Source organism: Pseudoalteromonas sp. 10-33, assembly GCF_001469195.1.
Classification (GTDB): domain Bacteria; phylum Pseudomonadota; class Gammaproteobacteria; order Enterobacterales; family Alteromonadaceae; genus Pseudoalteromonas.
The window spans coordinates 240,033-265,962 of record NZ_LOFI01000025.1; the positions used below are offsets into that span (position 1 = coordinate 240,033).

Sequence of the window (25,930 nt, forward strand, 5' to 3'; positions counted from 1 at the left end):
ATGAAAAAACAAATACTCTCACTACTGGTTATATTAAGCGCACCTGCATTTTCTGCGCAGTCAGACATTAATACACAAGCACTAAAAGCATGTAGCTTTATCGAAAATGATTTTAACCGTCTATTATGTTACGACAATACAATGGCAGGAAAATCACTTACAAAACCAACAGTGACTCAAAAGCTTACTGCCCCAAGCACTTCAACAAGTACTCCTGCTGTAGCAGTGGTTGATGCGCCAAAAGATGACTTTGGCCTAGAACATAAACAAGATAAAAAAAATAAAGAAAGTGAAATTAAAGCAACGATAACATCAGTTGAAAAAGCCCTTTATGGTGAACTCATTATTACATTAAATAATAACCAAAAATGGCGTCAAATTGGCTCTGATAGCATACGCTTAAAAGCGTCTGATGCTGTAACCATTACCCGCGGGGTATTTAATTCATTTTTACTTAGTAAAGATGGTCAAAACCGTTCTATTCGCGTTAAACGAACCAAGTAATGTCTTACACACTGGTTGATGCTGGAGTTAACTTAACAAACCACCAGTTTGATGATGAGCATTTGGATGTCATTACCCGCGCCAAAAGCGCGGGTGTTGAAAAAATGCTGCTTATTGGTTGTGACCTTTCATCGAGTGAACAATCTTTAGCGTTAGCTAAAACCTATCAACTTTTTTCGACCGCTGGTATTCATCCACATGATGCCAAAACAGCAACTGATTCGCTAGAGAGTCAATTAACATTGCTTGCCAATCAACCTCAGGTTATTGCGATTGGTGAGTGTGGGCTAGATTATAACCGTGATTTTTCCCCTCGAGATATTCAACGCAGCGTATTTAGGCGCCAACTTGCGCTAGCCGAACAGTTAAATTTACCGGTTTATTTGCATGAACGTGATGCGAGTGATGACATGATCAATATTCTTAGCGAGTTTAATGTACGTGGCATACTCCACTGCTTTACAGGAGATGAAAACGCATTAAAGCGCTATTTAGCATTAGGCTTATACATTGGTATCACTGGGTGGGTTTGTGATGAAAGGCGCGGACAAGCACTGCAATCTTTAATCCCAAGTATTCCCTTAAATCGCCTACTTATTGAAACTGACGCGCCTTTTTTAATTCCACGAACAGTTAAAACTAAACCGAAGTCTCGCAAAAACGAGCCTTCATTGCTGCCCTATATTTGCCAAACAATTGCTGAACTTTACCAACTTGAGCCTCATGTTATTGCTAAGCAAACAACAGATAACTTTTATACTGTTTTTGGTTTAGAAACTCGTTAATGAACAGTTTAAAGGCCACTATTTTCCTACTTATAGTGCTTTTCACTTTTAAAAGCCTTGCGTCTACCGTAGTAATACATTCAGGTTTTTCGTCCCATATCGTTACAAATCTTACTTATTCTTTTGAGCCTTCATCGATAGAAACGGCTTTACAACTTGAACCTAATAAATGGCGTTCGGTTAATCAAAAACTTTTAAACTTTGGCCTAGAAAGTCGCCCTGTTTGGATCTCGTTTGAAATAAATAACACGTTAAATAGTCGCTTTAGCCCATTAATTTTAATAGACAATCCATTTTTAAATGAAGTTCAGCTTTTTCACTTAAATAATGCACAGATATTGTCAGAAATTAGGCTGGGTGATTCATTCTCACTTAATGAACGCCCCATAAAAAGTGAGTTTTTGTTAGCTAAACTGACGCTTCCAGCAAGCTCCACAACTCGGGTTATTCTTAAGGTTAACAATCCATCAGGTTTACGTATTCCGATTAGTTTATGGCAACAAGATATTTATTTAACTAAAAAAGAAGGCTTCAACTTAGTTTATGGATTAATGGTCGGCTTTTTGGCAGCACTAGCATTAAGCTGTATACTTTTGTATGGATTTACTCGAAAGCGCTATTTTGCACTAGCGGGAGCGATCACTTTCACGCTAGGCCTTTTTTTAGCGTATTTAGGCGGGTTTGGCTTTCGTTATTTACACCCGAGTATTCCTGCAATTCAACAAGTAATAATGCCAATATTACTTATTTTAATCGCGCTTTTGTTTTTCCCTTTACAGCTACAAATGTGCAAGCTACACACTTGCAAAATAGCACGCGTGCAAAAGTTAATAACAAAATTGCTCGCGGTATCTCTATTATTTATTTGGCTACTTCCTGACTGGTTAATCACTACATATTGCCTAATAATAACCCCTATTGTTTTGAGTTTGTATCTTTTAACAACCTACTTATCTACTCGCGGCCACCCTTCAAAATCTAAAAATGCCTTATTACTAGCTTTGGGCTTTTTTAATGCAGTAGCGGTTTATTTTGTTATAACCGTAATGGGGTGGTACACCTTCGAAACAATGGGTTTGATCATTATATCTGTATTCTTTTTTGGTTGTACCTTTTGCTTATGTTACGCGGTTATGAAGCAATTCATAACTGAACGAGATGAGCAGATAATCGAACAACAAACCTTGATAGCAGAGAATACGGCGCAAGATACACTCTTAAAAGAGCGGCTCGCATTGCAAGAAGAAGCTCAGTACGAGCTTGAATCACAAGTAGACGAGCGTACGTTTGAACTACAAGTAACACTTAGAGAGCTTGAAGAAAAAAACAGAGAGCTTGAACAACTTAATACAGAAGATGCGTTAACAGGCGCTAAAAACCGCCGCTTTTTTGATAAGAAGCTGGTAATGGAACTTCGTCGTTCACGAAGAGAACAAACACCGCTAAGTATTATTATGATTGATATCGATCACTTTAAAACAATTAACGATACCTACGGACACTTAAGCGGTGATAACGTTATAAAAGCAACTGCTGATATTATCAAACGCTTTTTGAAACGACCGCTGGATGAGGTCGCTCGCTATGGCGGTGAGGAGTTTGTAATTTTACTCCCTAACACTGCAAACCAAGGCGCTTTTGATATAGCAGAACAAATACGACTACATATATACCAAAACCCAGTCATTGTTGCTGGTGCTGAGGTTAAATTTACGATTAGTGCCGGTGTCTATACATTTATCGCTGATGATATGAATACCCCTGAGTTATTCACGGAATGCGCAGATAAAGCACTTTATAGCGCTAAACAACAAGGTCGTAACCAAGTTGTTAATTTTGAAACTATACATTAGGAGCATAGTAATATGGCCCAATCTGGACTAGACCTTTTCCCGTATACTCGTATGCGCAGAATGCGCCGTGATGACTTTTCTCGTCGTCTAATGGCCGAAAACCAACTTAGCGTAAATGACCTTATTTACCCTGTTTTTGTACTAGAAGGTAAAAATCGCCGAGAAGTCATCGAATCTATGCCTGGAATTGAACGTTTATCGATTGATTTTTTGCTTGAAGAAGCAAAAGAGCTTGTAGATTTAGGTGTACCTGCCGTGGCTATTTTTCCGGTAACTCCTGGTGACAAAAAATCCCTGATGGCTGAAGAAGCCTTTAATGAAGATGGCTTAGCACAACGTACTGTGCGCGCTTTAAAAGAAGCTTTTCCTGAGCTTGGGGTTATTACCGATGTAGCCCTTGACCCATTTACTACTCATGGTCAAGACGGCATTATTGATGATAAAGGTTATGTAATTAATGACATAACCACTGAAATTCTTGTTAAGCAGGCGCTTTCGCACGCCGAGGCAGGCGCAGATGTAGTTGCCCCATCTGATATGATGGATGGTCGTATTGGCGCTATTCGCGAAGCACTTGAAGCAGATGGCCATATTCATACACGTATTATGGCTTACTCAGCTAAGTATGCCTCTAGCTACTACGGGCCTTTTAGAGACGCTGTTGGCTCTGCAGGTAACTTAAAAGGGGGCAACAAAAAAAACTATCAAATGGATCCCGCCAACTCAGATGAAGCAATTAGAGAAGTCGCACTTGATTTACAAGAAGGTGCCGACATGGTGATGGTTAAACCCGGTATGCCCTACCTTGATATTGTGCGCCGCGTAAAAGACGAATTTGGTGTACCTACTTTCGCATATCAGGTCAGCGGGGAGTACGCAATGCACAAAGCCGCCATTGATAACGGTTGGTTAAGTGAGGAGGCCACAATTATAGAGTCTTTACTTGCTTTCAAGCGTGCAGGAGCTGACGGAATATTAACCTACTTTGCTAAACAAGCCGCACAATACCTCACTAAAAAGTAAGTTATTGATAAAAAGGCGGTAAAACCGCCTTTTTGTTTACATTCATTTACATTAAGTTACATGGTTGTATTACTTTTTGTCATTTAGATTCTCTAAACTGGAGTCCCATTTTGGGATTTAAATACACGGGAATAATAAAAAAATGTTAAAAACAAAAATAACGCCACTGGCGCTTGTACTAGCAGGTCTTAGTGCACCAGCGTCCGCTAACTTAATCATATCTGAGTATGTTGAAGGTAGTGGCTATAATAAAGCGATAGAGCTATATAACACATCATCATCGGAAATCTCTCTAGGTGATTACACATTGCAGCGCTACTCTAATGGCTCTAGCACTGTTTCTACTGAATTAACGTTAAGCGGTACTCTTGCTGCTAATAGCACTTATGTTATTGTTAATGCTGACTCAAGAGCTGATGCAGGCCTTATTGCAAAAGCAGATTTATCTGACTCCGTAGTAAACTTTAATGGTGATGATGCTTTAGTTTTGGTGAAAGGAACAACAGTTGTTGATAGCTTCGGCCAACGTGGTGTAGATCCTGGCTCATCTTGGTCAGAAGGCGGGGTAGAAACAGCAAACAAAACATTAAGACGCAAAGATGGAATAGTGACAGGTCGTGTTAATCCTGATGCAAGCTTTAACCCTAGCGAAGAATGGGCGCAGTTCGATCAAAATGAATTTACTGGTCTAGGTTCTCACGCGGGTAATGGTGGCGGAACAGAGCCTGAACCAGATCCAATTGAGCCAATCGTATGTGCTGCTGATAAAACGCTAATTAGCGCTATTCAAGGCGAAGGTAACGAAAGCCCGCTTGTAGATACATTAGTAGAATTAGAAGGTGTTGTTACTGCCGACTTCCAAGGCGATGATGAACTTAAAGGCTTCTTTTTAACTTCACTTGCCGCTGATGAGGATACAAACCCACTAACTTCTGAGGGTGTATTTGTTTACTTTGCAGATACCGATGTAAACGTTGGCGATCACGTTCGTGTTCAGGGTACAGTTGATGAATACTTCGATTCAACGCAAATTTCTGATGTTGTTCAAGTTGCTGTATGTGCAACAGGCCAATCAGTAAGCGCCACTAAAATTTCTTTACCTTTGGCAAGCCAAGATGATTTAGAAGCCTTTGAAGGCATGCTGGTAACTTTAGACCAAGAGTTAGTTGTAACAAATAACTTTGGTTTAGGCCGTTACGGTGAAGTTGAGCTGGCAACAGAACGTTTATACCAAGGCACACAAGTTGCTATGCCTGGCGATGCAGCTAATGCAGTTGAAGTAGAAAACTTAACTAAAAAAATCTTAGTTGATGACGGTTCAACAACTCAAAACTCAGATCCCACTGCTTACCCGACCCCAGGTTTATCAGCAGAAAACACATTACGTACAGGCGATAGTGTAAACAGCGTAACAGGTGCATTAGCGTACAGCTTTAGCACATATCGTATTCACCCAACGGTTGCACCGCAGTTTATCGCAACTAACCCACGTGAGGACGCACCTGAATTACACCCTGAAGCAGACCTACGTGTTGCAAGCTTTAACGTTCTAAATTACTTCAATGGTGACGGCCAAGGCGCTGGTTTCCCAACTAGCCGTGGTGCAGACTCTCTTGAAGAGTTGGTTCGCCAAGAAGCTAAGCTAGTAAGTGCAATTAGCGCAATGCAAGCTGACGTTGTTGGTTTAATGGAAATTGAAAACGATGGCTTTGGTGAGTTTAGTGCTATTGCAAGTTTAGTAAACGCATTGAATGATGCTGACAGTGCAAACGAATATGCTTTTGTAGACTTTAATGTTAACCAAGTAGGTACTGACGCAATTACAACAGCACTTATTTACCGCGCAAATAAAGTTGAAGAAGTAGGGTCTGCTGCAATCACTACCGCAGCACCATTTGATTTCAGCAACCGTACACCTATCGCACAAAGCTTTAAATCGTTAGAGTCGCAAGAAGTATTTACTGTTGCAGTCGCCCATTTAAAATCAAAAGGCGGTTGTGGTAGTGCAAGTGGTGCTAATGAAGATCAAAACGATGGGCAAGCATGTTGGAATGAAATCCGTACAGAAGGTGCAAGCGCATTTGCTGATTGGTTAGATAGCAAACCAACAGGTGTAGACGACGAAGATATTATCTTAGTGGGTGATATGAACGCCTACGCGATGGAAGATCCAATTCGCAAATTTGACGAAAAAGGTTACAAAAATGTTGTGGCTGAGCTTGATGGTAACACACTAGCCTACTCTTACAGCTTCTCTGGCCGTGCTGGTAGTCTTGACCACGCTGTAGCTACAGAGTCTTTACTTAGCAAGGTAGTGGCAGCTAAAGATTGGCACATCAATGCCGACGAGCCTATCGTACTTGATTACAATGTAGAGTTTAAGAGCGAAGGTCACCAGTCAACGCTTTACTCAGAAAGTGCATACCGCGCGTCTGATCATGATCCTGTGATTGTTGATATCAAATCTGAAATTGTACTTACACCAGAAGAGCAAACCCCTGTTGTTGCTCCAGATCAAGTTTTCTCTATTGATGAAAACAGTGCTGTAGGTACCGTAATTGGTATGCTTGATTACGCAGATCCGAATCCTGAAGATTCACCTGTTGTTAAATTCATCATATCAGAGAACGATAGTGTCTCAATTAACAATCAAGGCCAGCTAATTGTTGCTGGTGAAATTGATTATGAATTTGAAAACCGAATCACGTTTACTGTACAAGTAGAAGATAGTGTTGGTAACGTATCAAAAGCTGAAAAAGTTGCTGTAAAAGTAAACAACTTACGTTCAGATGATGATAACGATGCAGGCTCTTTACTTTGGCTGTCTCTTCTTTTAGCGCCACTTTCTATTGTGCGTCGCTTTAAAAAGAAATAAGTAACATAAAGTAATTAACAAAAAGCCGCTCTTGCGGCTTTTTTTATTCCTCTGTAAAAATAATTCAGACAAGCTTCAGCTACCCTCCCTTAATATCTTTTGTGTTAGGTAAACATATTTAATTTTTTATTGAATACAACTTTGCGACCCCCTCAAAGTCAGTACTTAACATCAAATTTAAATATTAATTTAGGCTTACCCATTAAGTAAAAAAATCACTTTTAAATGTGACCTAGCCGTTTTCATAAAGGAAGAAAAAATGAAGCAACTTATCAAATTTACAACACGATGGCAGTCTCATACTAAGTCGATTTTGGGTTTATTTATTGCACTTTCAACATGTGCAGTTAGTAACCAAGTATTAGCAAGCACCACCAAAGCCTCTATTTCACAAAGTAGTTTATTTGATGTGATCAGTGCACGTGCAAAAAAATTAGCCAGTGAAGACTACAAGGCCCCTAACAATATTGAACTTGATTCACTAAATAACATTAATTATCAAGATTACCGCTCCATTCGTTTTAAGCAAGATCAAGCTGTTTGGAAAGATGATGGTTTGTATGAATTACAGTTATTTCATCCTGGTTTTTTGTACAAAACACCGGTGACAATCAATACTGTTGATAGCGACTCAAAACACAGCAGGCTTCCTTTTAATACTGACTTTTATAATTACGATGGGACAAGCGCACCACTAAAGGATGAGTTAACTAAAAGCACGACCAACACACAACTTGGCCACGCAGGGTTTAGACTTCACTACCCTTTAAATACTGATAAATATAAAGATGAAATTATGGTGTTTCAAGGGGCGTCTTATTTTCGTGTAGTCGGCCCAAACCAAGTTTATGGCCTTTCAGCTCGCGGATTAGCAATTGATACAGCGCTCGCGTCTGGGGAAGAGTTCCCTATGTTTAAAGAGTTTTGGCTTGTAAAACCGACAGCAGAACAAACTAACGTTGTACTGTTTGCATTACTTGATAGCCCATCAGTATCTGGGGCTTACAAATTTAATATTAACCCCACTACCAGCACAACGGTTAAAATAGACATGCAAATATTTGCACGCAAAGACGTAAAAAAATTAGGCATAGCACCGCTAACCAGCATGTTCTACCACGGTGAAAACAGTACTAAGTTTTTTGATGATTACCGCCCTGAGGTACATGATTCTGATGGTTTGTTAACTCAATCACAGGATGATAAATGGGTATGGCGCCCACTAAATAACCCATCGCAACTAAGTGTTACGTCATTTGCATATGAAAACCCTAAAGGCTTTGGTCTTGCACAACGCGACCGTGACTTTAATAACTACTTTGACATAGAGGCGCATTACCATGATCGCCCAAGTTTGTGGATCGAACCTCTGGGTGAATGGGGCAATGGCCGTGTTGAGCTAGTCGAAATTCCAACTAATACTGAAACGAACGACAATATTGTTAGCTACTGGGTACCAGAAAAACCCTTTAAAGCAGGTGATTCATTACAGCTGAGCTACACAATGAGTACGTTTAATAGCAGTTTAAACAAACATGAAAAAGCACATGTAGTTCGTACTCGTATCGGCAGTGCAGCCTTGCCGGGTGAAGAAAACCCGCCACCACAAAGTCATCGTCAATTCACTGTTGATTTTTCAGGCCCTGCTCTAGATGCTCTCTCTGAGCAACTTAAGTTAGATGCCGATATTCAACTTACCACAGGTGAAGTAAGCGATGTATCCGTTCAAAAGTTGCCTAATGGATACGGCTGGCGTGTTGCTTTTAAAATTGCACCACAAGACGACAGTCCGGTTGATATGCGCTTATCGTTAAAACTACGTAATAAAGAAATTAGTGAGGTATGGAGCTATGTTTGGTATCCAAATGACATCAAGTAAGCAAAACAAAGAAACACCTATGCCATTTAAAACTGCTCGTATATGGTTGTTTGCAATTGCCGCTATTTTCATATCTGGCTATGGCATATCAATCATGTTCGACATACTTAACTCTAACGGCATGACCCCACTTGAGTATGCACTACTTGTTTTATTCTCAATTACATTTGCATGGATAGTGACGGCCTTTTGTAGCGGTACAATAGGGTTTGTATTACAGCTATTTCGTATCGATCCACTTACCTTAAAGCGCATAAAACCAATCGCGATTCATGCCCAAGCTATTGCTAAGCAAAAAACAGCGGTTGTAATGCCTATTTACAATGAAGACACACATCGTGTAATTGCTGGTTTTGAAGTAAGCCTAGCGTCACTTAAAGAAACGGGACAGCTTGAACACTTTGATTTTTATTTGCTAAGCGATACACAAGACCCACAAATAGCCAACAATGAACTCAGTGCATGGCATGCACTGTGTGAACGCTTAGATGATACTGCTAAACATATTTTTTACCGTCGCCGTGAAGACAATAAACATCGAAAAGTAGGCAACTTAACAGATTTTTGTGAGCGTTGGGGCAGTAAATACGATCATATGATTGTACTTGATGCAGACAGTATAATGACTGGCAAGTGTATGCTTGAGCTCACAACTAGCATGCTCAATAATCCGCAAGCGGGCCTTATTCAAACTATCCCTATTCCTGTTCGTCAAAATACCTTTTTTGGCCGTTTTTTACAGTTTGCATCAGTGCTTTACAGCCCAATGCTTGCTACGGGCTCTGCTTTTTGGCAAACCGATCAAGCTAATTACTGGGGACATAACGCAATAATTAGAATCGATGCCTTTATAAAATGTTGTGGCTTACCTACGTTAAAAGGAAATGCACCTTTTGGTGGTGAAATTCTCAGCCACGACTTTGTTGAAGCTTCTTTACTCCACTCAGCTGGTTGGGATGTCCTGTTGTTATCTGAAATTGAAGGTAGCTATGAAGAGGTTCCAAGTAATATTTTAGACTACGCAATTCGTGATAGACGCTGGGTACAAGGCAATATTCAACACCTTGGTTTATTATCATCAAATAAATTAAAGCTTATGAGTAAATTTCATTTTTTACTGGGTGCCACAGCATATATATCGTCGCTTATTTGGCTGTCAATGCTCGCATTAAGTACTATTGATGCCGTTACCCGCGCACTTAATAGTGATGTTTACTTTAACCGTGCTTATCAGTTATTTCCTACTTGGCAGATTGCAAAAACAGATTTAATTGATTCATTACTTTACCTAACCATTGTTATTTTACTACTGCCTAAGTTAATGGGTTTAATTGTCACTTTAATACATAGAAACAAGCGTTTTGGTGGGTCAATTAAACTCATAGCTGGTTCAGTCATTGAAACTATATTTGCCGTTGTAGTAGCCCCATTGATGATGGTATTCCATGCTTACTTTGTTATATGCGTGTTTTTAGGTAAAAAGGTAACATGGGATGCTCAACCACGAGAAGGCCGCATGGTGTCATGGAAAGAAGCGTTTGGTTATACACTGTTTTCGACTGTCGTTGCGGTTGCTTGGGGATGTATTGCTTATTATTTTACCCCTGTATTTTTCTGGTGGTTGTCCCCTATTTTATTAGGGTTGCTACTTGCAGCACCTATTGTTCGTTACTCAAGCAGTATTGAGTTTGGCATCGCACTCAGAAAACTAGGTATATTTATATGTCCGAGTGAAGTCGATAACGATAAAACGCTAGCTGCACTTAAGGGGCACCTGAAAAGCATATTAGTACCAAGTAAAGGACAATACCCTGAAACTTTACCAGCACTACCAGCAGAGCAATTAACAACAATGCCAGTACAGCGCTTTCATCGTGTTCGTAAGCTAAAAATAAAAACCCTCAAAGCAAAGTTAATCAGAAAGTTTAATTAACCGTGCTATCACAATAGAAAGGAGCGCTGAGCGCTCCTTTTTTTATGCTTAAAATATTTGCTAACTATAGATTACACAGAAGCTAGAAAAAACTTTAACCAATAAAAAACCCGCAACATGTGCGGGTTTTTTTTAGAGTTTAAAAGACTAATTACTTAGCCGCTTTTTTCTCTTTTTCTGCAGCGATTACCGTTTCAGATACGTTAGCTGGACATGGTGCGTAGTGTGAGAACTCCATAGAGAACTGACCACGGCCTGATGTCATAGTACGTAGTGAACCGATGTAACCAAACATTTCTGATAATGGTACGTCAGCTTTAATACGAACGCCTGTTAAACCAGCTTCTTGGTCACTTAGCATACCACGACGACGGTTAAGGTCACCGATTACGTCACCAACGTGATCCTCTGGCGTGAACACGTCAACTTTCATGATTGGCTCAAGAAGCTGTGCGCCCGCTTTAGGGATTGATTGACGGAAAGCGCCTTTAGCAGCGATTTCGAATGCAATTGCAGATGAATCCACGGCGTGGAAGCCACCGTCGAAAAGTTCTACTTCAACGTCAAGTACTGGGAAGCCAGCTAGCACACCCTCTTGCATCATTGATTTAAAGCCTTTCTCAACTGCAGGCCAGAATTCTTTAGGTACGTTACCACCAACAACTGATGATTTAAACGTGAAGCCTGAAGCAACTTCGCCTGGCTTGATGCGGTAGTCGATTTTACCGAACTGACCAGAACCACCAGATTGTTTCTTGTGCGTGTAACTATCTTCGATCTCACGAGTAATCGTTTCACGGTAAGCAACCTGTGGTTGACCAACAACAAGGTCTACACCGTAAGTACGCTTAAGAATATCAACTTTGATATCTAAGTGAAGCTCACCCATACCTTTAAGGATAGTCTCGCCTGAATCTTCATCAGTCTCAACTTGGAAAGATGGATCTTCTGCAACCATTTTACCGATAGCAACACCCATTTTCTCATTACCGCCTTTATCTTTAGGCTGTACAGCAATCGAGATTACTGGCGTTGGGAATACCATTGGCTCAAGTGTTACTGGGTGCTTAGGATCACAAAGAGTGTGACCAGTTTGCACATTTTTCATACCTACGATAGCGATGATGTCGCCCGCTTGTGCTGAAGTAAGCTCTTTACGTTCATCAGCTTGCATCTCAACCATACGGCCAACACGTTCTGTTTTACCAGTAAACGAGTTAAGGATAGTGTCACCCTTGTTAAGCTTACCAGAGTAAATACGTACGAATGTTAATGCACCAAAGCGGTCATCCATGATTTTGAATGCAAGCGCTTTGAAAGGTTCGTCTGCAGAAACAATTGCAAACTCGCCGTTTTCATTACCTTCTTCGTCCATAAGAGGTTGAGGATCAACTTCTGTAGGAGCCGGTAAGTAATCAACAACAGCGTCAAGTACAAGTTGAACACCTTTGTTTTTAAATGCAGAACCACAGAACGTTGGGAAGAACGCAAGGTCACGAGTACCTTTACGGATACAACGTTTGATATCTTCAACAGAAGGTACTTCACCTTCCATGTACGCTTCCATTAGGTCATCGTCTTGCTCAACAGCAGTTTCGATAAGCATTTCATGGTATTCTTCAACTTTGTCAACCATGTCAGCTGGAACGTCTTCGATTGAGTAGTTTTCTGGAAGACCAGTGTCATCCCAAACGTATGCTTTTTTCTCTAATACGTCTACAACACCAACAAAATCATCTTCAATACCGATTGGTAAAGTCATGATTAATGGTACTGCACCAAGTACTTTACGTACTTGCTCAGTTACACGGTAAAAATCAGCACCCATACGGTCTAATTTATTTACGAAAATAATACGTGCAACTTCTGATTCGTTCGCGTAGCGCCAGTTAGTTTCTGATTGTGGCTCAACACCACCAGAACCACAGAAAACACCAACACCGCCATCTAATACTTTAAGTGAACGGTAAACTTCAACTGTGAAGTCAACGTGTCCAGGAGTATCGATAACGTTGAAACGGTGATCTTTCCAGAAACAGCTTACTGCCGCAGACTGGATAGTAATACCGCGCTCAGCTTCTTGATCCATGAAATCGGTAGTAGATTCACCATCATGAACCTCACCTGTTTTGTGGATAGTACCTGTAAGCTTCAGGATACGCTCAGTAGTAGTGGTTTTACCCGCATCAACGTGCGCGAAAATACCAATGTTTCTGTACTTCGATAAATCTGCCATTATTTTACTCTTAATAAAGTCGATAAATTATTCGGCGGGAGTATAGCATTACTTAAAGCGAACATCACCATAGAAGTCGCTTAAAATGCAATCAATTCACTATATTTTTTTTACAAAGAGAATATATTAACGGCACAACACGCTGTTTATTATATAAACCAATAAAAACGTTAGGCTTTATTTCATAAACATAGCGTTTTAGATAATGCTTTTTAATTTTGTATCGATGACCTAAAGGGCATTATTTATATCAAGTATATTGTTATGTTTAGTTATTTTTATTGCAGCCGCGCCCTTTAAGAAATAAATAAACAGTCGTAAATTCTTTCATGTACACATTTAAGAAAGGTTTATTTAATTAAAATCAAAGCAGAGCGAGCATTTAAAAATAACACAATACTAAAGCTCTTCACATTGCATTCCATATGGTAATATTGACAAGAAACAGGCCACTATATAAACCCAAACGTGGTATAGCTTTAATAAAAAATAATAAGAATTAACAATGAAACGGATATTTCTATACTTTACCTATTGGCTGCTAATATGTAGTTCTTTTCTGATTAACGTACCTGCTTATGCTACGCAATATAAAATAGATGTACCTGGTGATTGGGTCACCCTACATGACGTAAAACAACCCCAAATAAGTGATATGACAAAAGTGCGCGATGGCACACTCTACCTATTACTCGACAACCAAACCTATGTCCCCGAACGTCAAAAGCAACAACGTTACACACGCTTAGTTATGCAAGCACTTAACCAAAGTGGCGTTGACTACATAAGTCAACTAAACCTAGGTTTTGACCCAAGCTATGAAAAATTAACCCTGCATACACTTTCTATCCTCAGAGAGGGCAAACGCATTAATAAACTTTCAACTGCAAGGTTATCGGTTATCCAAAGCGAATCTGAACTAGCTGATAAAATTTATAACGGTAGGCTGTCTTTAAATATTATTGTTGACGATATGCGAAGCGGAGATATGCTCGACTATAGCTACAGTGTTACCGGCAGCAACCCTATCTACGCCAATAAATTTAGTACTCGGCGCACTCTTAGATGGTCTGTGCCTGTCGTGCAACAAAAAATGCGTGTTTTATGGGGTAAGCAAACACCTCTTAATATAAGAACAATGAATGGCAATGTAGAAATAAAACAAATAAATAATCAATACGGTACTGACTACTCTATTTCTGAATTTGAAGCACCGTTACTCACACAAGACTCTGAAACACCCACATGGTACAACCCTTATATGCAAGTTTACCTCTCTGAATATAGCCGTTGGGACGAGGTTGTTAATTGGGCATTACCACTATATAAATCGGCAATCGAAACACCTAATAGCATTAACGCCGTAGCACAATCTATACAGGCACAGCATACTAATACAGCCGATAGGATTACCGCAGCATTACGCTTTAGCCAAGACGAAATACGCTATTTAGGCTTAGAAATGGGAACGAATTCTCATCAGCCAACACCTGCTTCAGAAACGCTATCTTTACGATATGGCGACTGTAAAGACAAAACAGCCCTACTTATTTCGTTATTAAAAGCGATGAAAATAGAGGCGCATCCTGCCCTTGTAGACACAGAAGAAACAAAGCGCTTAATAGACCTACCGGCCACCGCAAGTGTTTTTAACCACGTTATTGTTACACTTACTCACGAAGGTAATCGCTACTGGTTAGATCCAACCATTAGTTATCAACGAGGTACACTTCCCTATTTAGCACAACCTGATTACGGTTATGCCCTTATTATAAAAAATGGCGAAAGTACCTTAACCTCCATGGCACAAACGCCTGTGCATAAAAAAGTAATAGTAAATGATCAATTTTATATCCCTAATACTGTAAAAGAGCCTGTCCATTTTACCACCGAATATTCTTATGCCGAGTTTCAAGCTATTAATCGCAGAAGTAATTTAGCGCGCAACGGGCTAGACAGCGTTGCAAAGTCATACTTTGAGTACTACCAAGATTTTTTTAATGAACTCAAAACTGACAAACCCATGGACGTAAGTGAAGACCAACAAACAGGCCAGTTTATTACTAGGGAGTCGTACCTTATTGGCCAGTTTTGGGAAGAAACTAGTGACGGATATGAAGCTGACTTTTACGCTTCTGAAATACAAAACAGTGTTTACGAGCCCAAACAAACTGATCGCACAGACCCATTTTACTTTGAATACCCCAACATAATTGATACCCGCATAAAGCTTCATTTTACAGAAAAAAACTGGGCGTTTGATAATAGCCAAGACGAAATTGATAACGATTACTTTTACTTAAAAACATCCGTTAATTTTACTGATAATGTTTTAACGCTAAGCTACCACTTTTATTCAAAACAAGACCATATACCTGCTGATAAAATAAACGATTACCTAGCGCAACGAAACAAGCTTATTTCAGCCACACACTACTCAATTTTAAAGTACGCCGATAAATCTGAAGTACCTCAAACAACGGCCGGCATACTCGATAACCTAGGAGGTAACTGGCTTAAATATGCACTCGCCGGTTACCTTTTATTGCTTATTTTCTTCTTTGCAGATTGGCGACTCGAATCCGCCAAGCGCCCTACTTTTGAAAGTAGCCCATTTTACGCGGTATCAGTCAGTAAATTTATTATTTACAGCATTTTAAGCTTAGGTATTTATATTAATTATTGGAGCTACCGTAACTTCAAAGCTATAAAGCAACAAAACAATGCCAACATAATGCCTATTGCCCGCGGTATTTTCGCCATTTTATGGTATTACCCGCTTTATCAAGCACTGAAACAACACAGTGAATTGCAGTCAAATAAAAGTAAACTAATCCCTAGCTGGGGGGCTGCTATTTCATTTTTATTAATACTTGCAACCACATTGGTTTACCGCATGGAAGAGTACGCCACTATCGCATTGCTGGTTATGCCTTTTTTATGGCTTCCATTAGTGAGTTACATAGAGCATGCAAACACCAACCAAAAAGCGTTGCACTACAACTCTTACTGGCGAGTCAGGCAATACCTTATATCACTAGCGCTTGCGCCAATATTACTATTTGGTGTGCTTCAAGAAGCTAATATTTTACCTAATAGCGCTATAATAAAAGGCGAGAAGTTATGGGCTTATCAAACTCACTTTTTCAAACGTAACCGCCTAACACCAGAAAATGAAGACGTTCTCTATTTTTATAGTGATGCCATGTTTGACTATCGAGACGATGGAAACGGAATAACTGAAAATTATATTTTTAGCTACTACAAAAACGATGCTGGAAAGCTTGAATCAGACCTGAGTCACTTTAATGACATTGATAAAATAGAAACTTCATACGGTAAAACTGAACTAGATAACACCACTATTAAAGTAATAAAAACAGATGGAAGTGATTTTTTACTTATTGTTAGCAGGTTTAATAAGCTCGATGAAGTCCTCGTAGATAAAATAAATTTACGCTTGAGTGAAAATAAAAAAGAATAGTTATTTAACGCTAACATACCGATTTATAAGAGAATGAAAAACGCACAGCAAGATAATGATAATTATTTGCATTTGAGTATTGACAGCCATGCAAATCTAATTGATAATCACTATCAACAAGGTGAAACACTGCCTTGTAACGGAATGAATAATTTGTTTCTCGACCCTGAAACAACGTGTGGCGCACGTTAACTGCTATGGTTACTTGTTATTAACCGCAACGCCCCTTGATGTTGATGATAAGTAACCGCCCTACTATTTTACTTGCTACATTGCTCATATCGGTGACGGTAGATATGAAACTAAAAAAGCCCTTACGGGCTTTTTTTATGTCTGTAATTTAGTGAGCAACATACTCACATAAGCTCACAATTTAACGGCGGTTTTTTCGTGCGCGTGCACGGCGTTGTTTTTTCTCTTCTTCTTTAGCTGCTTTTTTCGCTTCAGCGGCGGCGCGTAACCCAGCAACCATTATTTCTTCTTCTTCCCGCATCGCTGGTGTTTCCATAGTAATACGACCAATAATGCCATCACGAAGTTCGTTAATAAGTATTTCAGACATTTTATACGTGTCTATTTGGTTACCACCACGAATACAGCCGCGCTTTTTACCCGCCATTTCCACAAATTCCCAATCGTTTTCTGGCAATTCATCTAATTTATAACGCGTTTTTAAAAGATCAGGATAAGCATGCAATAAATACTCAGCGGTGTAACTTGCCACCTCTTCGTATTCAAGTGCAGTGTCGCGTATTGCACCCGTTGCACCTAAACGATAACCTGAATTTTCGTTCTCTACTTTTGGCCAAAGCATACCAGGCGTATCGTATAGCATAATGCCGTCTTCAAGCTTAATGCGTTGCTGCGCCTTAGTAACCGCAGGTTCATTGCCTGTTTTGGCCACTATACGACCTGCTAATACATTAATTAACGTAGATTTACCCACGTTTGGGATACCCATTATCATGGCTTTAATTTGTTTGTCGGCGCCCACCTTATGCGGCACTAACTTCTTACAAAGCTCATTAATACGGTGTACTTCAGCGGCCTTATCATGACCAAACGCAATGGCTTTAACACCACTTTCTTGCTCAAAATAATCTTTCCACACTTGAGTCATTTTAGGATCGGCTAAATCAGCCTTATTTAATATTTTGATGACTGGTTTGCCTTCGCGTAAGGTTGCCACCATTGGGTTTTCGCTACTATAAGGAATGCGTGCATCAAGCACTTCAATGATCACATCCATTTGTGGCATTATTTCTTTAATTTCATTTCGGGCTTTATTCATGTGCCCAGGGAACCACTGGATAGCCATTTTTAACTCCTAACGTATATTTAGCGCTATTTTAACTGGCAATTCATTTAATTGCGCTATACTGGCGAAAATATTTTTAGATTAGTTGTTATGGCTCTTAAATCAACCATTATGAAGGCACAATTATCGCTTAGCGATATGGATCGCCATGTTTATCAAGATACAAATTTAACTTTGGCTCAGCACCCATCGGAAACTGACCAGCGGTTAATGATCCGCCTTCTCGCGTTTGCACTTAACTATTGTGATGGTTTAGAGTTCACAAAAGGCTTGAGCGCTGATGACGAACCAGAGCTTTGGCACGTTAATTACAGCGAAGAAATAGAGCTGTGGATTGAACTGGGTTTACCAGACGAAAAGCGCTTAAAAAAAGCCTGTAATAAATCTAAAAAAGTTGTGCTTTATACCTATGGTGAGAACAACCAAGCAATATGGTGGCAAAAACACCAACCAAAATTGTACGAATTTAAAAATTTAAGTATTTTTAGTTTAGACTATGTAGCAACACAAGCACTTGCAGCCCTAGTTGATCGCAACATACAGCTTACAGTCACCATTCAAGATGGTGAGGTATGGGTGAACACTGATAATACGAATATTGAGATAAAACCACAGCAATTAATGTAATTGCAGTTACTTTAGGGGTTATATGAAAGTTAAACACGTTATTGTTTTACATGGCTTGTATATGTCTGGCTTTGTTATGCGCCCCCTTTGCTCTAGATTAGAGAGCTCAGGCGTTAACGTGTTAAACCTTACATACAATACGCTTGACCCAAATCGTGATGCTATTTTTACACAAATAGATGAGTTTATTGGCTATGAACCAACAGCTTTAGTATGCCACTCTATGGGCGGATTAGTAGCTAGAGCTTACTTAGAAGCTAACTCAGGCGCCAGCCAATTCGTTACAAAAGTAGTAACGCTTGGTACCCCCCATCAAGGCAGTCACATCGCACAAAAAATGAAGCAAAAAGGATTTGAGGCTTTTTTAAAAAATAGCGTTGAGTTTTTACTCACGCAAAATGGAAACTGGCCATTTAAAGCTAAGCTTTATAGTATTGCCGGCGACCTCCCAATCGGCTTAATGCCTCTCATTGTAAAAGGCAGCAAGTCAGACGGTACCGTTCTTCTTGACGAAACTAAACTAAAAGGTATGGCAGAACACAAGGTGTTTCACTTAAGCCATACCAGTATGATTTACTCACGTGAAGTGGTCGATTATATTTTAAAGTGTTTAGCCGAAGGCAGTTAATCTTCTGCTGCCTCAGCTATTTTATAACTTAGTAAAACAATAACCCCAAGCACCAACGGAATTGGCGCAGCTATATAACCAAACACGTCTGAGTTAGCGATACTCGCACCCGCTAAATGAGCTACCAAACCGAGCACAAATGCCACCAGCGCAATACATACCACAATTAACTCTGCTTTATTTTGTTTGCCTGTTTTTGCGTACATGTTCACTCACCTAATTAATTCAGCACCATAATTATGCGCTTTCAAAAAGAGTGATTTTTGACCTAAATCAAAAAATAAAATAACAAATTTAATAACACCTTCTAAGCTTGTTTTAGATCATATTTTACGCAACAAACTGGTGGATTTTAATAATTACACCCCATATCTATATATATTCAACAGAAACTTTTTCACCAGTCTTGCAATAGGTTTTAACTATCAACTATATAGATATAAACAGTTTTACTAATCTAACTTAAAAAGTAATACTTTTCTCAGGTTAACAAACAATCGGTTTTTTAAGGAGCAAGTTATGTCACAAGTAAATGCAATTGGTTTAAACAGCGAAAAAAGCGACGATATTGTAAAATCACTTAATACTCTGCTGAGCAGCTACCAAATACAGTATATGAATGCTCGTGGTTTTCACTGGAACATTAAAGGCCGTAACTTTTTTGAATTACACGTTAAGTTTGAAGAAATTTATAATCTGTTACTTTTAAAAGTAGACGAAATTGCAGAGCGTATTTTAACGCTCGATGGGGCGCCATTACATGCATTTTCAGATTACCTTGAAGTCAGTGAAATTAAAGAAGCAAAAGGCATAAGTGATGGTGTTACTGCCGTAGAAAACATATTAGCGGGCTACAGTACATTAATTAAAAAGCAACGTGAGATTTTAAACCAAGCGGGTGATGCAGGCGATGAAGGTACAGCATCATTAATGGGTGACTACATCTCTGAACAAGAGAAGCTAGTTTGGATGCTAAAAGCTTACTTAGATTAAGCTAAACGTTATTTTTATCTGCAAAAGCCTCAGTTATCACTGAGGCTTTTGTCTATTTAAAAACATATATCATTCAAGTAATGCAATGAAAAATGCCATTTCAAGGGCTTTCTCTTCCAAGCTTTTAAAGCGTCCAGATGCGCCACCATGGCCTGCATCCATATCAGTTTTAAATACCAAAATATTATTATCTGTTTTGTATTCTCGCATTTTAGCAACCCACTTCATGGGCTCCCAATATTGTACTTGCGAGTCATGCAGGCCTGTAGTGACTAATATATTAGGGTAATTTTGTGCGCTTATATTGTCATAAGGCGAATACGCCTCTATTACATCATAAAACTGCGGCTCGCTAGGATTCCCCCACTCATCATACTCGTTAGTGGTAAGCGGAATGCTTTCATCAAGCATCGTAGTCAGTACATCTAAAAATGGCACATGACACCCTACACCACAATATAACTGTGGGGCTTGATTAAGCACGGCGCCCATAAGTAAGCCTCCCGCACTGCCACCTGATGCAAAAACTTTGCTACTGTCACAGTAGTTTTGTGCAATCAGCGCCTTTGTTACATCAATAAAATCACTAAAACTATTTTGTTTATGTGTTTTTTTACCTTGCTCATACCAATTGCGGCCTAACATTTCGGAGCCACGCACATGCGCTATCACATAAACAAAACCACGGTCTAGTAAACTGAGCGACGTGCTAGAGAAGCTCGGGTCTATTGTGTAACCATAAGCCCCATAACCATATTGAAACAGTGGGTTGGTGCCATCTTTATTAAAACTGTCTTTTCGGTATACAACAGAAACAGGAACTTTAACGCCATCACGCGCGGTAACCATCAACCGCTCAGATTGATAATCAGTCGCGTTAAAGTCACCTAGTACCTTTTGTTGTTTCAACAAGGTTTTTTTACCCGTTTTTAGGTCAACATCGTATAAAGAACCCGGAGTGGTTAAGCTTGAGTAATAGATGCGCGCCGTTATAACATTTGGCTCTGGGTTCATTGCAACAGCAGCGTAGTAACAAGGGTCGTCAAACTCAAGCGCCATACGCTCGCCTTCTTTGTTTACTACAACAAACCGTGCTTGGCCTTGTTCACGCTCGCTGAGTACTAAAAAGTCATTAAATAACTCAACGCCTTCAAGTAATACATGTTCTCTGTGGGCTGTATGCTCTTGCCACTGAGTTTTATCGGCAATGGTCTGCTCGGTTGCTGTCATCAACCTAAAGTTTTTAGCTTGCCAGTTAGTAACAATGTAAAACGTATTGCCTAGCTTATCTACATCGAACTCATGGCACTCTTCTCGCGGCATAAGTGCACTAAAATTACCTTGCGGATTATTTGCATCAAGCACCCAGGTGTCGTTCGACTCGGTAGACGCCAAGTCTATAATAATAAGACTTTCATCGCGGCTTTTACCCAGTCCCATAAAAAAGCTGCTGTCGTGTTCTTCATATACCAAAACATCTTGATCTTGCTCACTTCCCAGCTCATGTCTAAACACTTGGTAGCCTAATAAAGTTTGCAGATCTTTTTTGACATAAAAAACGGTTTTATTGTCGTTTGCCCAAACAACTTGGCCTTCTGTATTTTCAAGCTCATCTGCAAGCATTTCGCCTGTTGATAAATTTTTAAAGCGAACGTTATAAATACGGCGACCCTCAGTATCTTGTGAATACGCCATAAGCTGCTCATTAGGGCTTAATGCAACTTCCCCAAGGTCAAAAAATTCAAAATCTTGTGCAAGCTCGTTTACATCTAGCAAAAGGGCTTTATTTTCAGCTTTAATACTTGTGCTACGATAATGACGCGCATATTCATCGTCACCTCGTACTTCAGAGTGATACCAGTATTTGCCATCTTTAACTGGCACAGAATTGTCGTCTTTTACAATGCGCGCTTTTAACTCTTCGAACAAGGTATTTTGCAAGGGTTTAATGCTTACTAATTGCTCATCGCAATAGTTATTTTCGGCTTGTAAGTGCGCAAGTACTTTTTCATTTTTGCGCTCATCATCACGCATCCAATAGTAATCGTCGATCCGCTTTTTATCATGAGTAATGAGTGTTTTAGGCTGCTTTTTAGCAACAGGGGAATGAGGCAATACGCTTAAAGAATAGTCTGAACTAGGCACAAAAAACCAAATTTAAAAAAATAATAATGTTCGCAGTTTATCATAAAAATAAAAAAGCCCACTCAATAGTTGAGTGGGCTTAAAGGTAACCGATTTATTCCTAAACCTGTAATACCTATGGGAAGAAACATGTTTTTACCTAGTTGATAATTGCAGCCAAGCCATAGCCCAGCTTTTACCTATACCTGGTTCAAATATTGACTGTGTATCCTTTGCCTTTCGACAAAACTCATTAAAAGGCCAAGGCCTACATTGATATATGCAACCATCTTTTGGCTGTAATACTTTAGTACCCGCGTTATAGCGTTCGCTATGTTCAGGGTAAACATACTCATAAGGTTGCGTACTTACTTCACGCTCGTCGCATTTCGCAATACAATGAAAATCAATATGTGCTTTGTATATACCGCTACTTTGCAATGCAAAGATTTTGTTATTCCGATAAGCGACGATTAAACCTTGTTCCGTCATTTTTCCTGCACTAACCAAAGGAATATGAACATTAATGTGTTCCGCTATCAAACGCGGCCAAGCGTGAGGCTCCCCTTGTTCAAACGAAGTAATTTTAAAGTCAAACGATAAGCTAATGAGCTCTCCTTGCATGTCGTAAAAGGTTACTTTCACCACATCACCAATAAATAATTGAGTGTGATGATTTAAGCAACCAATTGTTGACCATTCCCCGCAGGCCAACGACGTATGCATAAACACGGCAACACCTTAAGAGTGACATAGTTTATTCATTATGAATAAACAAAAAGCACCAATAACAACAAGTAATACTGTCATACTACGAACAGCTCACTTGTCAGCAAAGTACTAATTATATGCGTCCACTACTTAACAATCAAACAAAAGAATGTAACCGAGATTTACAACCAGTAATTAAGTATTGCTTTAAAAACCAATTCATCCAAATAAGTACTGTAAAGGCTCTTGCCCCCAAGTAAATGCAAGCAATAACAGTAAGCCTACAAATATAGCCCACGCGAGCCAAGGCGACTTAGTTACGGGTCTTTCTACATCGGTTGATTTTAATGCATTTTCTCCGGTGATCATTGCTTTGACTAAAGGCTTACCTTTGATTCGGTATACAACAATTGCCGCTATGTGCAAACCTATTGCATACAGTAATATGTCAAAATTGAGGTGATGCAACCAATTAGAAAAATCTACGGCATCACTCGATACATATTCAACAAGCGGGCCGTCAGTTAAAATGCCATCACTGCTCATCAGCCCGGTAATTAATTGCGTTGAAATGAGCGCAAAAAAAGCAAGGACCATATAGCTTCCTGGGGCAGAGTGCCCTATGGTGTCTACCGGCTTTTTTAACCCATGAAACAGAGCCTTAGGTGAGTGAATCAAGCCACTTAATTTCGCTGTTCTACTGCCAACGATCCCCCATACTATCCGCGTAATAATGAGCGCTAAAGTAAAGAATCCAGCAACAAAATGTAGCTCAATCATCCCCTCTTCTACACTAAAATATAAAACGGCAATACTTATGACTAACAGCCAATGAAAACACCGAATAAACCCATCCCATACTTTTATTGTTGTCATTATATTTACCCCCTAAAAAACATTATTATTCAATAATAATTAATCTGAACCCTAGCTAGAGATTTTCAGCGAAAACATAAAAATTTATGCGTTAATAACTGGCCTAATGCAAATAAATTTAACTAAGTTAGCACTGCAACTAACTGCTTGAGAAAGATTTATTATCCAGAGCTCATGTTAATCACTTTAACCTTATAATAAGGTATCATTATCTTCCATTCTACAAGCCAGCAAGGTAAATGCTATGCAACCAGTTAAAAAAGCGATTATAAAAGGCTTTTTAGATATGCTTCCGCTTTGCTTAGCCGTTATTCCATGGGGAATATTATGTGGCTCTTTAGCTATTCAAAATGGGTTTACTGCACTTGAAACGCAAGCTATGTCGTTACTGGTTTTTGCAGGATCGGCTCAACTTGTCGCGATTGAACTTATGGCGGGCAACACGCCCTTGCTGACCATATTATTCACTACGTTTATCATTAGCTCTCGTCATTTTTTATATGGGCTTGCTGTCAGGCATAAAGTGATTGATCAGCCAATGCGCTGGCGCTTACCTGTTAGCTTTGTATTAACCGATGAATTATTTGCCTTTTCTCACCACCGCAAAGCTTATCGCACACAAGTGCGTTTAGTTTATGCGCTAAGTGCAGGCTTTAGTTTTTACATTGCATGGAATATTTGGACATTAATAGGCATTGTTGCAGGCTCTATGCTTCCCGATTTAACTAACTTAGGGCTCGACTTTGCAATTGCAGCTACTTTTATTGCCTTAGTTATCCCAGGTATTAAAAATGCCGCATCTTTAGTCACTGTTATTGTTGCAGGTGTTACTGCTACATGGTTAAAAAGCACAGGGTTTGAATTATGGCTAGTGTGCTCCGCATTATTAGCAATGAGTGCAGGTTATACAACGGCAAGACTTTCAGCTAAAAGGGAAACTAAACCATGATGACCACTATTTTACTTATGGCCTGTATTACATTATTTACCCGTTACTTGTTTTTACACCGCTCACTACCTTTTAAAGTAGGACCCAAAATGCAGCAGTTTTTGAGCTTTAGCGCACCGGCTGTTCTTACTGCTATTTGGGTACCTATCGTATTTTTGAACGACGAAGGCATAAATTTGCATTGGCAAAACCCTTATTTAAGTGCCGCTATTGTAGCCATTATTGTTGCTTATAAAACGCATAATATTTACTACACAACACTTGCTGGTATGGGCTTGTTTCTAATTTTAAATTAGGGTTTATTGACCTCTTAAAATTAAATATTTTGCAGCCTAGGCTCTCAACTCTTTGTTGCCTACATAGATGTAATCCAAGGGTGTGAGAAGGGCACGGAAACCTTACTCACTTTTTACTTAGAACACTGGTTTTTATACCTCACGGCACGATTAAATTTTATACTTTATGTAACCCTCTTACCGCGTTAAAATATGCTCCAACAAAAAAAACAAAAAGCCACTATGCAAAAGTTTCATCAATTAAGCGCAACAAGCCTACAAGGACAACCTATAAACTTTGATGACTTTGAGGGAAAAGTTGTTCTCATTGTTAATACAGCAAGTAAATGCGGGTTTACCTACCAATACGCATCTTTACAAGCGCTTCATGAGAAATACGCCAGTCAAGGGTTAATGATTATAGGTTTTCCGTGCAATCAATTTGGCCAACAAGAGCCTGGTGATGCCTCGCAAATAGAGCAAGGGTGCTTAGTAAATTACGGGGTCAGCTTTTTAATAGCAGACAAAGTTGATGTGAATGGTAAAAATGCACACCCTGTATTTCGATTTTTGAAATCAGCATTACCGGGGTTTTTAACTCGAAAAATAAAATGGAATTTCACCAAATTTTTAATTGCAGCCGATGGCACGCCAATTAAACGCTATGCCCCTTTTACTAAGCCAGAAAAGTTAGAGCTAACGATACAAAAAGCATTAACTAAGGCTAAAAGCGCGCAGTAAAAAGTAATAAAGAGGCAAATAGCCTCTTTATTGCCAATGTAACAACCTATTAAGCGTACATGCCTGTGCACTTAACCGGCGGTTATTTATTGGTAGTGTATTTATACTAGTGCAAT

General features: G+C 39.4%; 21 protein-coding genes. 15 read left to right on the top strand and 6 right to left on the bottom strand.

All coding sequences use genetic code 11. The features are described 5' to 3' along the window. The 7 genes from ATS76_RS15165 to mdoH all read left to right on the top strand — a co-directional run bounded on the left by ATS76_RS15165 (nucleotide 1) and on the right by mdoH (nucleotide 10,852). Nucleotides 1–504: a hypothetical protein gene (locus ATS76_RS15165; protein ID WP_058552750.1), complete on the top strand. Its 504-nt coding sequence runs from the start codon at nucleotides 1–3 to the stop codon at nucleotides 502–504. After that, a complete protein-coding gene (locus ATS76_RS15170; protein ID WP_058552751.1) occupies nucleotides 504–1,289 on the top strand; it encodes a TatD family hydrolase in 786 nt (261 codons plus the stop codon). The genes ATS76_RS15165 and ATS76_RS15170 overlap by 1 nt, the downstream gene beginning before the upstream one ends. Beyond that, nucleotides 1,289–3,142: a sensor domain-containing diguanylate cyclase gene (locus ATS76_RS15175; protein WP_058552752.1), complete on the top strand. Its 1,854-nt coding sequence runs from the start codon at nucleotides 1,289–1,291 to the stop codon at nucleotides 3,140–3,142. Before ATS76_RS15170 ends, ATS76_RS15175 begins: the two co-directional genes overlap by 1 nt. 12 nt (nucleotides 3,143–3,154) lie before the next feature. Beyond that, nucleotides 3,155–4,165: a porphobilinogen synthase gene (gene hemB / locus ATS76_RS15180; RefSeq protein WP_058552753.1), complete on the top strand. Its 1,011-nt coding sequence runs from the start codon at nucleotides 3,155–3,157 to the stop codon at nucleotides 4,163–4,165. Between the two features lie 142 nt (nucleotides 4,166–4,307). Then, entirely contained in the window at nucleotides 4,308–7,040 is a 2,733-nt protein-coding gene (locus tag ATS76_RS15185) for an ExeM/NucH family extracellular endonuclease (RefSeq protein ID WP_058552754.1), read from the top strand. Nucleotides 7,041–7,299: 259 nt separating this feature from the next. After that, complete coding sequence (locus tag ATS76_RS15190) at nucleotides 7,300–8,919, top strand: glucan biosynthesis protein (protein ID WP_058552755.1); 1,620 nt, start codon at nucleotides 7,300–7,302, stop codon at nucleotides 8,917–8,919. Beyond that, nucleotides 8,891–10,852 carry a glucans biosynthesis glucosyltransferase MdoH gene (mdoH, locus tag ATS76_RS15195; protein ID WP_058552756.1) on the top strand — a complete coding sequence of 654 codons (1,962 nt, stop codon included), beginning with the start codon at nucleotides 8,891–8,893 and terminating at the stop codon, nucleotides 10,850–10,852. Before ATS76_RS15190 ends, mdoH begins: the two co-directional genes overlap by 29 nt. Before the next feature lie 151 nt (nucleotides 10,853–11,003). On the opposite strand, the gene fusA is transcribed toward mdoH, so the two are convergent. After that, nucleotides 11,004–13,088: an elongation factor G gene (gene fusA, locus ATS76_RS15200; RefSeq protein ID WP_058552757.1), complete on the bottom strand. Its 2,085-nt coding sequence runs from the start codon at nucleotides 13,086–13,088 to the stop codon at nucleotides 11,004–11,006. Nucleotides 13,089–13,593: 505 nt separating this feature from the next. Between fusA and ATS76_RS15205 the strand changes: the two genes are divergently transcribed. Next, a complete protein-coding gene (locus ATS76_RS15205; protein ID WP_058552758.1) occupies nucleotides 13,594–16,572 on the top strand; it encodes a DUF3857 domain-containing transglutaminase family protein in 2,979 nt (992 codons plus the stop codon). Nucleotides 16,573–16,605: 33 nt separating this feature from the next. Then, nucleotides 16,606–16,764, top strand: a complete 159-nt coding sequence (locus ATS76_RS19235) for a formate--tetrahydrofolate ligase (RefSeq protein WP_160327120.1) — start codon at nucleotides 16,606–16,608, stop codon at nucleotides 16,762–16,764. 181 nt (nucleotides 16,765–16,945) lie between these two features. On the opposite strand, the gene ylqF is transcribed toward ATS76_RS19235, so the two are convergent. Further along, nucleotides 16,946–17,890, bottom strand: coding sequence for a ribosome biogenesis GTPase YlqF (gene ylqF / locus ATS76_RS15210; RefSeq protein ID WP_058552759.1), 945 nt, complete (start codon nucleotides 17,888–17,890; stop codon nucleotides 16,946–16,948). A gap of 90 nt (nucleotides 17,891–17,980) precedes the next feature. Between ylqF and ATS76_RS15215 the strand changes: the two genes are divergently transcribed. Both ATS76_RS15215 and ATS76_RS15220 read left to right on the top strand, forming a co-directional pair. Continuing rightward, nucleotides 17,981–18,517, top strand: coding sequence for a YaeQ family protein (locus ATS76_RS15215; RefSeq protein ID WP_058404720.1), 537 nt, complete (start codon nucleotides 17,981–17,983; stop codon nucleotides 18,515–18,517). Between the two features lie 22 nt (nucleotides 18,518–18,539). Next, a complete protein-coding gene (locus ATS76_RS15220) occupies nucleotides 18,540–19,145 on the top strand; it encodes a PGAP1-like alpha/beta domain-containing protein (protein WP_058552760.1) in 606 nt (201 codons plus the stop codon). On the opposite strand, the gene ATS76_RS15225 is transcribed toward ATS76_RS15220, so the two are convergent. Continuing rightward, a complete protein-coding gene (locus ATS76_RS15225) occupies nucleotides 19,142–19,351 on the bottom strand; it encodes a hypothetical protein (protein WP_058552761.1) in 210 nt (69 codons plus the stop codon). The two genes, ATS76_RS15220 and ATS76_RS15225, sit on opposite strands and share 4 nt — an antisense overlap. Nucleotides 19,352–19,664: 313 nt before the next feature. On the opposite strand from ATS76_RS15225, the gene ATS76_RS15230 reads away from it, so the two are divergent. Then, nucleotides 19,665–20,138, top strand: a complete 474-nt coding sequence (locus ATS76_RS15230) for a Dps family protein (protein ID WP_058552762.1) — start codon at nucleotides 19,665–19,667, stop codon at nucleotides 20,136–20,138. Nucleotides 20,139–20,207: 69 nt separating this feature from the next. Here the strand turns inward: ATS76_RS15230 and ATS76_RS15235 are convergent, their stop codons facing one another. From ATS76_RS15235 to ATS76_RS15245, 3 genes are all read right to left on the bottom strand, one after another. Beyond that, entirely contained in the window at nucleotides 20,208–22,283 is a 2,076-nt protein-coding gene (locus tag ATS76_RS15235; protein WP_058552763.1) for a S9 family peptidase, read from the bottom strand. 135 nt (nucleotides 22,284–22,418) lie between these two features. After that, nucleotides 22,419–22,988 (bottom strand): hypothetical protein, encoded by a 570-nt coding sequence (locus ATS76_RS15240; RefSeq protein WP_058552791.1) that lies wholly within the window; start codon nucleotides 22,986–22,988, stop codon nucleotides 22,419–22,421. 204 nt (nucleotides 22,989–23,192) lie between these two features. Next, nucleotides 23,193–23,849, bottom strand: coding sequence for a cytochrome b/b6 domain-containing protein (locus ATS76_RS15245; RefSeq protein WP_058552764.1), 657 nt, complete (start codon nucleotides 23,847–23,849; stop codon nucleotides 23,193–23,195). A gap of 244 nt (nucleotides 23,850–24,093) precedes the next feature. Between ATS76_RS15245 and ATS76_RS15250 the strand changes: the two genes are divergently transcribed. The 3 genes from ATS76_RS15250 (at nucleotide 24,094) to ATS76_RS15260 (ending at nucleotide 25,814) form a co-directional block, all read left to right on the top strand. After that, entirely contained in the window at nucleotides 24,094–24,798 is a 705-nt protein-coding gene (locus ATS76_RS15250; RefSeq protein WP_058404714.1) for an AzlC family ABC transporter permease, read from the top strand. Next, on the top strand, nucleotides 24,795–25,094 hold the full coding sequence (locus ATS76_RS15255; protein WP_058552765.1) for an AzlD domain-containing protein: 300 nt from the start codon (nucleotides 24,795–24,797) through the stop codon (nucleotides 25,092–25,094). Before ATS76_RS15250 ends, ATS76_RS15255 begins: the two co-directional genes overlap by 4 nt. A 222-nt stretch (nucleotides 25,095–25,316) precedes the next feature. Next, nucleotides 25,317–25,814: a glutathione peroxidase gene (locus ATS76_RS15260; RefSeq protein ID WP_058552792.1), complete on the top strand. Its 498-nt coding sequence runs from the start codon at nucleotides 25,317–25,319 to the stop codon at nucleotides 25,812–25,814. The last annotated feature ends 116 nt before the right edge of the window (nucleotides 25,815–25,930 follow it).

What these genes read in the sequence shown, in the direction of transcription:
- ATS76_RS15165 (WP_058552750.1), top strand. Translation starts at nt 1, where the DNA reads ATGAAAAAACAAATACTCTCACTACTGGTTATATTAAGCGCACCTGCA.
- ATS76_RS15170 (WP_058552751.1), top strand. Translation starts at nt 504, where the DNA reads ATGTCTTACACACTGGTTGATGCTGGAGTTAACTTAACAAACCACCAG.
- ATS76_RS15175 (WP_058552752.1), top strand. Translation starts at nt 1,289, where the DNA reads ATGAACAGTTTAAAGGCCACTATTTTCCTACTTATAGTGCTTTTCACT.
- hemB (WP_058552753.1), top strand. Translation starts at nt 3,155, where the DNA reads ATGGCCCAATCTGGACTAGACCTTTTCCCGTATACTCGTATGCGCAGA.
- ATS76_RS15185 (WP_058552754.1), top strand. Translation starts at nt 4,308, where the DNA reads ATGTTAAAAACAAAAATAACGCCACTGGCGCTTGTACTAGCAGGTCTT.
- ATS76_RS15190 (WP_058552755.1), top strand. Translation starts at nt 7,300, where the DNA reads ATGAAGCAACTTATCAAATTTACAACACGATGGCAGTCTCATACTAAG.
- mdoH (WP_058552756.1), top strand. Translation starts at nt 8,891, where the DNA reads ATGTTTGGTATCCAAATGACATCAAGTAAGCAAAACAAAGAAACACCT.
- fusA (WP_058552757.1), bottom strand. Translation starts at nt 13,088, where the DNA reads ATGGCAGATTTATCGAAGTACAGAAACATTGGTATTTTCGCGCACGTT.
- ATS76_RS15205 (WP_058552758.1), top strand. Translation starts at nt 13,594, where the DNA reads ATGAAACGGATATTTCTATACTTTACCTATTGGCTGCTAATATGTAGT.
- ATS76_RS19235 (WP_160327120.1), top strand. Translation starts at nt 16,606, where the DNA reads ATGAAAAACGCACAGCAAGATAATGATAATTATTTGCATTTGAGTATT.
- ylqF (WP_058552759.1), bottom strand. Translation starts at nt 17,890, where the DNA reads ATGGCTATCCAGTGGTTCCCTGGGCACATGAATAAAGCCCGAAATGAA.
- ATS76_RS15215 (WP_058404720.1), top strand. Translation starts at nt 17,981, where the DNA reads ATGGCTCTTAAATCAACCATTATGAAGGCACAATTATCGCTTAGCGAT.
- ATS76_RS15220 (WP_058552760.1), top strand. Translation starts at nt 18,540, where the DNA reads ATGAAAGTTAAACACGTTATTGTTTTACATGGCTTGTATATGTCTGGC.
- ATS76_RS15225 (WP_058552761.1), bottom strand. Translation starts at nt 19,351, where the DNA reads ATGTACGCAAAAACAGGCAAACAAAATAAAGCAGAGTTAATTGTGGTA.
- ATS76_RS15230 (WP_058552762.1), top strand. Translation starts at nt 19,665, where the DNA reads ATGTCACAAGTAAATGCAATTGGTTTAAACAGCGAAAAAAGCGACGAT.
- ATS76_RS15240 (WP_058552791.1), bottom strand. Translation starts at nt 22,988, where the DNA reads ATGCATACGTCGTTGGCCTGCGGGGAATGGTCAACAATTGGTTGCTTA.
- ATS76_RS15245 (WP_058552764.1), bottom strand. Translation starts at nt 23,849, where the DNA reads ATGACAACAATAAAAGTATGGGATGGGTTTATTCGGTGTTTTCATTGG.
- ATS76_RS15250 (WP_058404714.1), top strand. Translation starts at nt 24,094, where the DNA reads ATGCAACCAGTTAAAAAAGCGATTATAAAAGGCTTTTTAGATATGCTT.
- ATS76_RS15255 (WP_058552765.1), top strand. Translation starts at nt 24,795, where the DNA reads ATGATGACCACTATTTTACTTATGGCCTGTATTACATTATTTACCCGT.
- ATS76_RS15260 (WP_058552792.1), top strand. Translation starts at nt 25,317, where the DNA reads ATGCAAAAGTTTCATCAATTAAGCGCAACAAGCCTACAAGGACAACCT.